The sequence below is a fragment of the Marinobacter sp. KM021 genome, assembly GCF_050707965.1.
GTDB classification, from domain to species: Bacteria; Pseudomonadota; Gammaproteobacteria; order Pseudomonadales; family Oleiphilaceae; genus Marinobacter; species Marinobacter shengliensis.
This window is the reverse complement of sequence record NZ_CP136129.1, coordinates 1,121,645-1,133,673: the sequence shown is the minus strand read 5'-3', so window position 1 is coordinate 1,133,673 and position 12,029 is coordinate 1,121,645. Positions and strand designations below refer to the sequence as shown.

General features: G+C 56.8%; 14 protein-coding genes and 1 tRNA gene. 11 read left to right on the top strand and 4 right to left on the bottom strand.

All coding sequences use genetic code 11. From position 1 onward, the window contains the following. Positions 1-2 precede the first annotated feature (2 nt). Genes RVM24_RS05290 through RVM24_RS05275 form a run of 4 tightly spaced genes read left to right on the top strand, consistent with a single transcriptional unit; the run spans position 3 to position 2,563 of the window. Positions 3-743: a 5-oxoprolinase subunit PxpA gene (locus RVM24_RS05290; protein WP_152438121.1), complete on the top strand. Its 741-nt coding sequence runs from the start codon at positions 3-5 to the stop codon at positions 741-743. Continuing rightward, positions 740-1,423, top strand: a complete 684-nt coding sequence (pxpB, locus tag RVM24_RS05285; RefSeq protein WP_286921559.1) for a 5-oxoprolinase subunit PxpB — start codon at positions 740-742, stop codon at positions 1,421-1,423. The genes RVM24_RS05290 and pxpB overlap by 4 nt, the downstream gene beginning before the upstream one ends. Next, positions 1,420-2,373 (top strand): biotin-dependent carboxyltransferase family protein, encoded by a 954-nt coding sequence (locus RVM24_RS05280; RefSeq protein WP_431475055.1) that lies wholly within the window; start codon positions 1,420-1,422, stop codon positions 2,371-2,373. The genes pxpB and RVM24_RS05280 overlap by 4 nt, the downstream gene beginning before the upstream one ends. Then, the gene (locus tag RVM24_RS05275) at positions 2,360-2,563 is read left to right on the top strand and encodes a hypothetical protein (protein ID WP_178338768.1); all 204 of its coding nucleotides are present in this window, start codon (positions 2,360-2,362) and stop codon (positions 2,561-2,563) included. The genes RVM24_RS05280 and RVM24_RS05275 overlap by 14 nt, the downstream gene beginning before the upstream one ends. 134 nt (positions 2,564-2,697) lie before the next feature. On the opposite strand, the gene RVM24_RS05270 is transcribed toward RVM24_RS05275, so the two are convergent. Then, positions 2,698-2,788, bottom strand: a tRNA-Ser gene (locus RVM24_RS05270). Between the two features lie 259 nt (positions 2,789-3,047). On the opposite strand from RVM24_RS05270, the gene RVM24_RS05265 reads away from it, so the two are divergent. The 5 genes from RVM24_RS05265 (at position 3,048) to RVM24_RS05245 (ending at position 5,239) form a co-directional block, all read left to right on the top strand. Next, positions 3,048-3,749, top strand: a complete 702-nt coding sequence (locus tag RVM24_RS05265; protein ID WP_058089752.1) for a Bax inhibitor-1/YccA family protein — start codon at positions 3,048-3,050, stop codon at positions 3,747-3,749. Positions 3,750-3,850: 101 nt separating this feature from the next. Then, entirely contained in the window at positions 3,851-4,261 is a 411-nt protein-coding gene (gene tusD, locus RVM24_RS05260) for a sulfurtransferase complex subunit TusD (RefSeq protein WP_354443501.1), read from the top strand. A 1-nt stretch (position 4,262) separates the two neighbouring features. Then, positions 4,263-4,613, top strand: a complete 351-nt coding sequence (locus RVM24_RS05255; RefSeq protein ID WP_061332847.1) for a DsrE family protein — start codon at positions 4,263-4,265, stop codon at positions 4,611-4,613. 10 nt (positions 4,614-4,623) lie between these two features. Then, positions 4,624-4,914 (top strand): sulfurtransferase complex subunit TusB, encoded by a 291-nt coding sequence (gene tusB / locus RVM24_RS05250; RefSeq protein WP_286255505.1) that lies wholly within the window; start codon positions 4,624-4,626, stop codon positions 4,912-4,914. A gap of 4 nt (positions 4,915-4,918) precedes the next feature. Next, positions 4,919-5,239: a TusE/DsrC/DsvC family sulfur relay protein gene (locus tag RVM24_RS05245; protein WP_061332843.1), complete on the top strand. Its 321-nt coding sequence runs from the start codon at positions 4,919-4,921 to the stop codon at positions 5,237-5,239. Here the strand turns inward: RVM24_RS05245 and RVM24_RS05240 are convergent, their stop codons facing one another. The 3 genes from RVM24_RS05240 to nfuA all read right to left on the bottom strand — a co-directional run bounded on the left by RVM24_RS05240 (position 5,240) and on the right by nfuA (position 7,633). Then, on the bottom strand, positions 5,240-5,608 hold the full coding sequence (locus RVM24_RS05240; RefSeq protein ID WP_286921562.1) for a hypothetical protein: 369 nt from the start codon (positions 5,606-5,608) through the stop codon (positions 5,240-5,242). Positions 5,609-5,623: 15 nt separating this feature from the next. Further along, positions 5,624-6,760, bottom strand: a complete 1,137-nt coding sequence (locus RVM24_RS05235; protein WP_228703981.1) for a DUF445 family protein — start codon at positions 6,758-6,760, stop codon at positions 5,624-5,626. 285 nt (positions 6,761-7,045) lie between these two features. Then, positions 7,046-7,633 (bottom strand): Fe-S biogenesis protein NfuA, encoded by a 588-nt coding sequence (nfuA, locus tag RVM24_RS05230; protein ID WP_058089746.1) that lies wholly within the window; start codon positions 7,631-7,633, stop codon positions 7,046-7,048. 241 nt (positions 7,634-7,874) lie between these two features. Between nfuA and metH the strand changes: the two genes are divergently transcribed. Then, entirely contained in the window at positions 7,875-11,573 is a 3,699-nt protein-coding gene (metH, locus tag RVM24_RS05225) for a methionine synthase (RefSeq protein WP_431475054.1), read from the top strand. 14 nt (positions 11,574-11,587) lie between these two features. Beyond that, on the top strand, positions 11,588-11,827 hold the full coding sequence (locus RVM24_RS05220) for a DUF2970 domain-containing protein (protein WP_082780601.1): 240 nt from the start codon (positions 11,588-11,590) through the stop codon (positions 11,825-11,827). The last annotated feature ends 202 nt before the right edge of the window (positions 11,828-12,029 follow it).

Below are 12,029 nucleotides of genomic sequence, written 5' to 3'. Positions count from 1 at the left end.
CTATGAAACTGAATTGCGATCTCGGCGAGAGTTACGGCGCCTGGCAGATGGGCCAGGACGATCTGGTCATGCCCCTGATCGACATGGCTAATGTGGCCTGCGGGTTCCACGCCGCAGATCCCATGGTCATCCGCAACACGCTGGCGCTGGCATCGCGTTACCACGTGGAGATTGGCGCTCACCCTTCGTACCACGATCTCAGCGGATTTGGCCGGCGGTCTATCCACCACACCCCGGAAGAAATCGAAGCCCTTCTGCTTTATCAGTTGGGCGCCCTGGAGGGCATGTGTCGTAAAGAAGGTTTAAGCCTGAGTTACGTGAAGCCCCACGGCGCCTTGAACAACGACATGATGCGGGACCCAACCCTGTTGCACGCGGTCATGGTTGCCACCCGAACCTTCCGGCAGGATCTGCCCCTGATGATTCCGGTCACCCGGAAATACCGGGAGCATCAGCAAATGGCCGCCGATGTCGGCGTTCCCCTGCTGCTGGAAGCCTTTGCCGACCGAGCCTACGACGACGAAGGCCAACTGGTGTCCAGACGCCAGGCTGGGGCGGTGCACGAAGACCCTGAAATCATTGTGCGCCAGGCCCGGTACTTTGCCGAAAAAGGTGGCGTATTCAGTGCCACCGGTAACTGGCTTGAACTTCCTGCAGACAGCCTGTGCGTTCATGGCGACAACGAAGCCGCGCTTGAGGCGATCAAGGCCATCCGCAAGGCTCTTGGCAAACCCGGGCAATGATTGAAGCGGTTTCGGAAGATACCATCCTGATTACCCTGGCCGAGGCCATCGACGAGAGCCTGCCTGCCCGCATCGCCGGACTTGCCGACAACATTCGCAGTGCCTGTCTCCCCTGGTTAGTCGATATAGTTCCCTCATACACCACGCTGATGGTGGTCTACGATCCATTGAAGATCGACTTTCGGCAGGCTGTGTCTGAGCTGAGGCCACTGGTTACCCTCGAAAACACCTGTAAGCGCGCGCCGGATGAGAAGGGCCGACTGGTTGAGCTGCCGGTTTACTACAGCACCGAGACCGGGCCTGACCTGCAATGGCTGGCCTCAGAGTGCGGCCTGGAGTGCGAGGACATCATCCGCAAACACAGCGCCGTTGAGTACCGGGTCCATGCCCTTGGGTTTGCTCCCGGATTTGCCTTTATGGGGCAAGTGGACCCCACCATCGCCGCGCCCCGAAAGACCAGCCCCCGCAAACGGGTGCCCGCTGGCAGTGTTGGCATAGCCAACCGGCAGACCGCGGTCTACCCGCAGGCATCCCCTGGCGGCTGGCAATTGATTGGCCGGTGCCCGACACCCTTGTTCGACCAAACCAGCCTGTCACTGCTCAGGGTCGGCGACCGGGTGAGATTCAAAGCCATAAGCCGGGAGGCGTTTCTGGCCGCGGGCGGGGAGCTGACCCCATGAGCTTTCTTGAAGTCGTCCGCCCCGGCGTACAAAGCACCATTCAAGACAGCGGTCGTCGGGGTTATCGCCACCATGGCCTCGCGGCAGGCGGCGCACTGGATCTGATCAGCTATACCTGGGCCAACAAACTGCTGGATAACCCTCGCAATGCCGCCTGTCTGGAGATCGTGATGGGAGGCTTCCATGGGATTGCCCGCGGCTCGCTTCAGATTGCCATCACCGGTGCAGCAACCTGCGTAACGATAAACGGACAACCCATTGAACAATGGCAGACCTTGAACCTGAATGACGGCGACGAGCTGGCGATTTACCATTCAAAGCACCATCGGCTTGTCTACCTGGCCATGGCGGGTGGGCTGGATTCGCCGGAACAATTCGGGAGCCATTCGGTGGTTGTTCGAGAAAAGCTCGAGGGCCAGGGCCCGGTGCAGGCGGGAGACCGATTGATGCCGTTGCAGCCAAAGCGCCAAGTGCCAGAGCGGAAAGTACCCGATCACCAGCGTCCCGACCTTGATGCAGAAACGGTTATCCGGCTGATTCCGGGCTATCAATACCCTCAGTTTCAGCGAGCGGATATCATCCGGCTAACAACCAGCCGCTATACGGTTGGCGACCAATCCGACCGCATGGGCTTTCGACTCCAGGGAACGCCCCTGAGCTCCCCGCCCCCCGGAATTATTTCCGAAGGCATCGCCCTTGGAGCCGTCCAGTTTCCCGGTGATGGTCAACCTATCGTCTTGCTGAACGATTGCCAGACCATTGGTGGCTACCCGAAGCCCGGCGTCGTTCCCGCCGTGGATTGCGGCCTTCTGGCCCAACAACTGCCTGGTGCCAGCGTCCGGTTTGAATTGTGTGACCTGGCTACTGTGCAGAATCAGCGTCGCCTTTTTGAGCTTCATTACCAGAACACTCGCTGGTGTCAGACCGGCCAGGAACTTGAGTGGCTCTGATGCCTCCGGCATGGCCCAGGTCGGGAACAGCCTGGCAAAAGGTGCATTCCTCGGTATCCACTGCAGCACCGCCGGTTTCCACGTAACGCACCCGGTGGCTAGCGCTCCCACGATTGGCAGAGACGGCAAAGCGCCGGTTCTTTCGATCCTGCTCGGTTTCCGGAATCTGGCTCTGATCCTGATCCATTAAAGCACCTGCTCACAACGGGCATTCGATTTCACACCAGTGTACTGGATTCGCAAAGAAGTTTAATACGCAGGAAGTTACGTAGTCTGTCGAAGGTATCGATTGGGGAGTATAGAGACCGGTGTCAGGAAGAAAAATGGCGGTGGGCCAGGGATTCGAACCCCGGGACGGCTATTAACCGTCGGCGGTTTTCAAGACCGCTGCATTCAGCCACTCTGCCAGCCCACCGTCTTACCGAAAAAACGCCAGAAGGCGTATTTCCGTTGCTGCCGTTGCGACAGCGGGTGGAATGATACCGGATTTGCCATTACTGTCAACGCCTTGAAGAAAAAACGTTGGAAATTCCACTGGTTCTGGTCACGGTGCGAGCAAGATTACACCAGTTTAATGGAATCCATTGGGGCATTTTCTGTCGTAAATGATTGAAAGTTGCGGATTCGACATTATCATGGGACTCAGTATCCAGTTGCAATAAACGGAGATGACAATGGAAGACAGACGTTTCGGCGTTCAGAACAACCAGGCTGCCTACCCGCAGTCCGGTCAAGCCACCGGCGTAACAGCGGGCATTGATGAAGATGCGCTGAAGGTACTGCGCAACACCTACATGCTGCTGGGCATGACCCTGGCCTTCTCGGCCCTGACTGCGTTCCTGAACATGAACGGCACGCACCCGGGCTTCCTGATCACCATCGTTGGCTATATTGGCCTGCTGTTCGCGACCTATAAGCTCAAGAACAGCCCCTGGGGCATCGTCACCACCTTCGCCCTGACCGGCTTCATGGGGTACACCCTGGGCCCGATCATCGGCGCGTTCGTGGCCGCGGGTGCCTCTCAGATTGTCGCCCAGGCACTGACCCTGACAGCCGTAGCCTTTGTTGGCCTGTCAGCCACCGCGCTGATCACCAAGAAAGACTTCAGCTTTATGTCCAGCTTCCTGACGGCCGGTGCGTTCGTGCTGATCGGTGCCATGCTGCTGGCCTTCTTCATGCAGAGCTCTGCCCTGCATCTGGCGGTATCCGCTGGCTTCACCATTTTCGCCTCCATCATGATCCTGTTTGAAACCAGCCGGATCATCAAAGGCGGCGAGCGTAACTACGTGATCGCAACCGTTGGCCTGTACGTGGCCATCTACAACCTGTTTGTCAGCCTGCTGCACCTGCTGGCGGCATTCAGCGGCGACGATTGATTCGCCAGAGCAATGCGTTGAACAGGAACCCCGGCCTTTGCCGGGGTTCTTGCTTTCGGTAAACTGAAATCCGATCCATTTCTGACCGGCAACCTATCGTTATGTCCCCTGGCCTTTCTTACACCCTGGTTATTACCGGCGCTCCCTGGTCTAGCCAGGCACCACAAACAGCACTGGCATTCGCACAGGAGCTGATTGCAGCCGGCCACCACATCGACCGGGTGTTTCTTTATGGCGAGGGCGTACACCTAGCTTCAGCCCTGAGTACGCCCCCCTCCGATGAACCCCACTGGCCTGGCCAGTGGGCAGATTTCCTTGCTGACAACCAGACGCCAGGGGTCGCCTGCATTGCCTCGGCCTTGCGCCGGGGAATCGTCGACCAGGGCGAACAGGCGAGGTATGAACTCAGCGCCAACAACCTTCGCCAGCCATACCAGATAGCGGGCTTGGGGGAATGGGTGGAAGGCAACCTGAAGTCTGACCGCGTGATCTACTTTCATGGGAGCCACTAAGATGACCACCTTGATTGTGATTGATCAGGCTCCGTATGGCTCCTGGTCCGGTCGCGAAGCGCTGGATATGGTGTTTTCCCTGGCAGCCTTCGATCAACCAGCGGCATTGCTCTTTATCGGCGCTGGTGTTAACTGGCTGCGCAAATCCCAGGATGCCGGAGGCATCGGCCAGAAAACGGTTGAAAAGAATCTTGCTGCGGCACCGGTGTTCGGAGTCGAACAGATTCTCGCGGAACAATCCGCCTGCGAACGTTTTCGGCTTGGTGAGGAAGACAGGCTGAATGGCGTGGAACTGATTCCATCGGTCAGAGACGCCCTTGATCGCTTTGAACGGATCGTTTTTGCAGGCTAAGGATGACGGAATGACACAGGAACAAACGATTCAGGCGACACTTCATATCCTGAACAAATCACCCAGTCACCCAAGGTTCGCAACCTGTCTGGCAGCCGTTCACGAAGGAGACACGCTGGCACTGGCGGAAAATGCGGTACTGGCGGTAACAGACAGCACCACTAGCCTGCCCCGAAACTGTGTTGCCCTTGGCGCAGACCTTGAGGCCAGAGGCCTGGCAGGCAACCCCAATGTACAAATCATCAGCTATGGCGATCTGGTGCGCCTGACTGCCGAACATTCACGCACCGTGAGCTGGTAATACAATGACGACTTTGCCGTTACGCAACAACGAGGGTTTTCTGGAAGACGCTGGCAGCTGGACCCCTGAGGTAGCACAAGAGATTGCCGCCGAGGACAGCATACAGCTAAATGAAAATCACTGGGAGATCATAGATTTCCTGAGGGAATTCTACAAACAACATGAAATGTCTCCGCCGTCAAACCGGTTATTTGTGAAGGCAGTGAAAGAAGCGTTCGGGGACGACAAGGGCAACAGTATCTACCTGATGCAGTTGTTCCCAGGCACACCCGCCAAAACCGCCTGCCGGATTGCCGGGCTACCCAGGCCAACCAACTGCCTTTGATCAGCGATCGCCCTGCCCGGGTGGCCGGCTACCATTGCTGGATTGGGATTTCTGCATTTCGGCAGTCGAGCCCAGAAAGCTGCTGAGCCCGTTCTCGAACAGATTGGAGCCAAACTTCAGGAATTGCTTGGTCGACTCCTTGGTCGCGCCTTCCCATGCATTTTGCGGGAGCTGCCGGACGGCATCGGCGACGCCTTTGTTGACGCCCTTGGCCACCTTGGGCTCGATCTGGTCAGCGGCTTCCACCAACTCCCGCATGCGTTCAGCCAGCCAGGGCCGAACCACGAGGTACCAGAACGCAAACAGAACAGCCGCCACCGTACCAGCGGTCAACAGCACCTGAACAATCATCAAAACCCACACAGACATTACCTGTCTCCCTTGTTAGCCACCCAGTGGCGGCATCGGCAGCTGGTTCATCGCGATAAACTGAATCAGGCCGGCCACTGCGCCGAACAAGCCCCCAACAAACATCAGCTGGAGCTCTTCTTCTCTGAACGCCGGCCGCAATATGTCCTGGAACTCCTCCGGACGGAGCGATTTCATCTGGCCCGCCAGCACACCGGCCACAATGGGTGCCCGCTCCTTGTTAAAAGCGGGATCGTTGAACACATCCCGGGTGGCGATCACCGCCTTCTGGTTCATCACTCGCTTGAGATCAGTGTAGCCAGTCATACCAACCGTCACCTGTGCCGCCAGCTTCATAACCATGGAGTTATCGAGCATTGGGCGCAGATGCTTCTGGATGATCGCTCGGGTTCGTGCTCCGTGCTGGCCATTGATCATGGCGTCCGCCACCTTCTCAACGGTGATCAGTTCCTCGGCCACCAGACGTGCCCAGGTATCACTGATCTGCTCCTGACGGCGCAGAAACAACCCCTGAATCCGCCAAAACAGAACCCGGCGAGGGCGAAGCGGTGCAAAAATCAGATTAATGGCGATCCAGTTGGTGATAAAGCCAATGGCAAAACCACCGACCGGCAGCAGCCATGGCTCCGGATAGGCCAGCCACAGCGGCGCCAGGATGGCACCCAGCAAACCGCCAATGATGGCACCACGGTTAATGACCGATTGCAATTCAACGGAACCGGCTTCCCGGAAAATGCGATTCATCAGGTCAGGATGATTTTGCAATTCGCGGCTGAGCAGTGCTTTCAGATCCACCAGCTCATTCAGGTCGTCACCGAAATCCTCAACCAGCTCTTCAATCCTGTCCGGCAGCTGCTGCCTGGCCCATTGGTAGATCCTGGCGCGAACAAACAGCGGCAGGTTATCCCACAACACCGGCTGCACTTCGTACATGACTTCGTCGATGTATTCATCCATCCGTGGTGAAACCTGTGCCACCACCTGTTGAACAATGCGCTGGGGCTCCAGCTTTTGATAGACGGTATTCAGATCACCAAACTGCTGCAGCGTCCGGTCGATACAGATGTGCGCCATCTTCTCGGCTTTACGGGGGATAACACCCTGCCAACCAATAACGCCAATGCCGATGAAACGCACCGGGTGAAATGACATCTGTATCGCAAGCCAGTTCGTAAACCAGCCGACGACAGCAGCCATCACAGGTACGGATAAGAGAGCAAGGTCGAGCAAGTGTTACCCCGGTTTCAAGTCTGGCGGCAATGGCGCCGCTGATATCACTGTTTTTTATGGCACGGTACAGCAACCGTGCACGGTTCTGTTAATCAACAGGATAATGGAGTATTGCAGATATCAGGACATTGGCCGTGTAGCCACGAAAGACAGGCATCTGCGGCAGCCGCCGCGGTGAACGACGGCCTGGCAGAGGTAATGCAGAAATTACTGATAGTAGGCGTTTTCAGTGTTCGAGTGGTCGGTCACATCACGAACCGCAGTGATCTCCGGAACCCGCTCCTTGAGGGTTTTCTCAACACCTTGCTTGAGGGTCAGGCTGACGGCGGAACAGCCCTGGCAACCGCCACCGAAACGCAGCACTGCCACCGACTCCTCAACGATCTCGACCAGCGATACATCACCGCCGTGGGCCGCCAGATTGGGGTTGATCTCAGACGCCAGCACGTAGTTCACCCGCTCAGGAAGGGGGGCGTCATCAGACACCTGGGGCACTTTGGCGTTCGGCGCCTTGATGGTCAACTGGCCGCCCATCTGGTCTTTGGAGTAGTCCACGTAGGCATCTTCCAGAAACGGTACCGAGTTATGGTCCAGGAACAGGGTGAATTTCTGCAGATCAACCTGCTCGTCTGTAGGGACGACTTCGTTTGGCGGGCAATAGGCCAGACAGGTCTCGGCATTGCGGGTACCCGGCTGGGTGACGAAAATACGAACGCCCATGCCCTCGACATCCTGCTTTTCAATCAGTTGCGCAAGATAATCCCTTGCGGAATCAGTGACAGTTACCAAAGCCATGCTTCCTACCTGTTTTCAAATGTAGTCTCTATTTTAGGAGAGTTCGCAGGAACTTAAAAGACCAAGTAAAATAGTCGGGCTTTAACAGGATAATGAATTGCACGTATAACCTCCCGCCAGGAACTTTGTGGTCAGTGCTCGATAATGATCATCTGTATTAAGACGTATACGTACAATTTTGCTATGATCCCGCGCCGTCCGAACAAACACGACGTTATTAATGACCCCGGAAGAATTCCCTATGACCGATCGTACTACCCGCCTGGAACAGCTTCATAAGGCCCTCAAGGAACGCATCATCATCCTCGATGGTGGCATGGGCACCATGATCCAGAACCAGAAGCTGGACGAAGCCGCATTCCGGGGCGACCGATTCAAGGATTTCGACCGGGACGTTCAGGGCAACAACGATCTCCTCAACCTGACCCAGCCGGCCCTGCTCCGCAATATCCACGCAGACTACCTGGATGCCGGCGCAGACATCATCGAAACCAACACTTTCAATTCCACCCGCCTTTCCCAGGCGGACTACGGCATGGAAGATCTGGCCCGTGAATTGAACGTGGAAGCGGCCAGGATCGCTCGGGAAATCGCTGATGAGTTCACCGCCCGCAATCCGGACAAACCACGGTTTGTTGCCGGCGCCGTGGGCCCTACATCGCGCACCGCCTCCATCTCACCAGACGTCAATAACCCGGGTTACCGGAATGTGGATTTCCAGACCCTGGTGGATAATTACTATGAAGCGGTCTCCGGGCTGGTGGAAGGCGGCTCCGATCTGATCCTGATTGAAACCATTTTCGACACCCTGAACGCCAAGGCCGCCATTTACGCGACCCAGCAGTTCTTTGAGGACAACGGTTTTGAACTGCCGATCATGATCTCCGGCACCATTACCGACGCGTCTGGTCGAACACTGTCGGGCCAGACCACCGAGGCCTTCTACAACTCCATCGCCCATGCGAAACCCATCTCAGTGGGTCTTAACTGCGCCCTGGGTGCGGACGCGTTGCGCCCTTATGTGGAAGAGCTGGCCAACAAGGCAGAAACCTATGTGTCAGCCCACCCCAACGCCGGGCTGCCCAACGAATTTGGCGAATACGACCAGACCCCCGAAGAAATGGCCGATATCATTGAGGGCTTCGCCAAGGACGGGTTCCTGAACATCATCGGGGGTTGTTGCGGTTCACGCCCGGATCACATTGAAGCCATTGCCAAGGCGGTATCCAAGTATCCACCCCGGAAGATTCCCGATCGCCCCAAGGCACTGCGCCTGTCAGGCCTCGAACCCTTTACCGGTGACGAAAACACGCTGTTCATTAACGTGGGCGAACGCACCAATGTGACCGGCTCCAAGCGATTTTTGAGACTGATCAAGGAAGAACAGTACGAGGAAGCGCTGAGCGTGGCCCGGGACCAGGTGGAAAACGGCGCCCAGATCATCGATATCAACATGGACGAGGGCATGCTGGATTCAAGGGAGGTTATGGAGACCTTCCTGAAACTGGTGGCATCCGAACCTGACATTTCCCGCGTGCCGATCATGATCGATTCTTCCAAGTGGGAAGTGATCGAGGCCGGTCTTCGATGCATTCAGGGCAAGGCGGTGGTGAACTCCATCAGCCTCAAGGAAGGCGAGGAAGAGTTCATCAAGCGGGCAAAAGACTGCATGCGCTACGGTGCGGCCGTTGTCGTCATGGCCTTTGACGAAGACGGCCAGGCCGACACCTTCGAGCGTAAAACCGAGATCTGCAAACGCTCTTACGACGTGCTGACCAGTATCGGCTTTAACCCGGCCGACATTATTTTTGATCCGAACATCTTCGCCATCGCCACCGGCATCGAAGAGCACAACAACTATGCGGTGGACTTCATCAATGCCACCCGCTGGATCAGGGAAAACCTGCCCCACGCGTCCATCTCCGGTGGCGTGAGTAACGTCTCGTTTTCTTTCCGCGGTAACGATGCGGTGCGTGAGGCCATTCACTCCGTTTTCCTGTATCACGCGGTCAAGGCCGGCATGAACATGGGCATAGTGAACCCGGGCCAGTTGGTGATCTATGACGAGATCGAGCCAGACCTGAAGGAATTGGTGGAAGACGTCGTCCTGAACCGCCGCGATGACTCAACAGATCGCTTGCTTGAGGCGGCCGAAAAGTTCAAAGGCAAAGGCGGCCAGACCAAAGAAGAAGACCTTGCCTGGCGTGAATGGCCCGTCGAGAAGCGTCTTGAGCATGCCCTGGTGAAAGGCATCACCAGTTACATTATTGACGACACAGAAGCCTGCCGGCAGAACGCCAGCCACCCCATCGAAGTGATCGAAGGCCCGCTGATGGCGGGTATGAATGTGGTCGGCGACCTGTTCGGTGATGGCAAGATGTTCCTGCCCCAGGTGGTCAAGAGCGCCCGGGTAATGAAGCAGGCCGTCGCCCACTTGATCCCGTTCATCGAGGCTGAGAAAACAGAAGACCAGCAGGCCAAGGGCAAGATTCTGATGGCCACCGTGAAGGGCGACGTACACGACATTGGCAAGAACATCGTTGGTGTGGTCCTGCAGTGCAATAACTACGAAGTCATCGACCTAGGCGTGATGGTGCCCTGCGAGAAGATTCTGGACGTTGCGAAAAAAGAGAATGTCGACATTATTGGTCTGAGCGGCCTGATCACACCCTCGCTGGATGAAATGGTCCATGTTGCCCGGGAAATGCAGAGGCTGGATTTCAATATCCCGCTGATGATTGGCGGTGCCACCACCTCCAAAGCCCACACTGCGGTGAAGATCGAGCCCCAGTACAAGAACGACATTGCCCTTTACGTATCCGATGCGTCCCGGTGCGTAAACGTGGCCTCTCAGCTTCTGAGCAAGACCGCAAAGCCCACGCTCGTGGAAGCCGCCCGTACCGAGTACGACGAGATCCGTGAGCGCCGCAAGAACCGTGGCGACCGTACAAAGCTGGTGTCAATGTCAGAAGCACGGGCACGGGCACCGGAACTCGATTTCGAGACTTACCAGCCACCGAAACCAGCCTTCACCGGGGTGCGGGCGTTCAACGATTACGACCTGAACGAACTGGTGGACCACATCGATTGGACGCCGTTTTTCATTTCCTGGGACATTGCCGGCAAATACCCGGCAATCTTCGACGATCCGAAGCGGGGCGAAGCTGCACGCACCCTGTTCGACGACGCCCAGAAACTGCTCAAGAAGATGATCGAAGATAAACGCATCACCGCCAGAGGCGTGATTGGCTTCTGGCCGGCCAACCGTCGCGGAGACGACATTGTCGTTTACACAGACGAGTCCCGCACCGAGGAGCTGACCACCCTGCACCACCTTCGCCAGCAAGACGAAAAAGCGCCCGGCAAACCCATGATGGCCCTGTCTGATTTTGTGGCCCCTGAAGACTCCCACGTGGGTGACTATGTCGGCGGCTTTGCCGTAACCACCGGTATTGGGGTGGACGAACTGACCAAAGAGTTCAAGGATGCCCACGACGATTACAGCGCCATTATGGTCCAGGCCCTGGCAGACCGGCTTGCAGAAGCCTTCGCCGAGCGCATGCACGAACGGGTTCGCAAAGAATTCTGGGGCTATGCAACCGATGAACAGCTGGCCAACGATGACCTGATCAAGGAACGGTACCAGGGCATCCGCCCGGCCCCCGGCTATCCTGCCTGCCCTGACCATACAGAGAAAGCCACCCTGTTCAAACTGCTGGATGCAACGGCCAACACCAGCCTCCAGCTCACCGAACACTTTGCCATGTACCCAACGGCAGCGGTCTCTGGCTGGTACTTTGCCCACCCGGAATCCAAATACTTTGCCGTCGGCAAAATTGGCGTGGACCAGGTTGAAGACTATGCTGAACGAAAAGGGCTGTCCAAAGCAGAAGCTGAGCGCTGGCTGATGCCCAGCCTGGCCTACGATCCGGCCGAATAAATCAGGGTGACTCAATGAACGATATGGCTGACAACAACAATAACAGCAGCAAGAAAAAGCCCGGTTCGCCGGGCGTTCTGAAAATCATGCAAAGTATCCTCGCCGGCGCTTTGGGGGTGCAGTCTGAAAAGCGCCGACAAGAGGATTTTGCCAGCCACAGCCCGGTGCCCTACATCATTGCCGGGCTGCTGTTTGGCGCTGCGTTTGTGGGCGGGCTGATACTGGTGGTAAAGGTGGTGCTGGCAGGCCAGTAGCGCTACTGCCCGGCAACCCACACTACTGCAAAGGCAACAGCCAGCAACACCAGTAACACTGCTGCAACGGCATCGGCCTGGCTATCTGAATCCGCTGTCTTTTTCATAGCTTACTCCTCGGTTATCCAGTCTTGTTGTTGTTTCAGTACCCGGCTTTTATTAAAGCAGGAAATTGATATTCGTCCAGTCCTGCCCGCCGCTG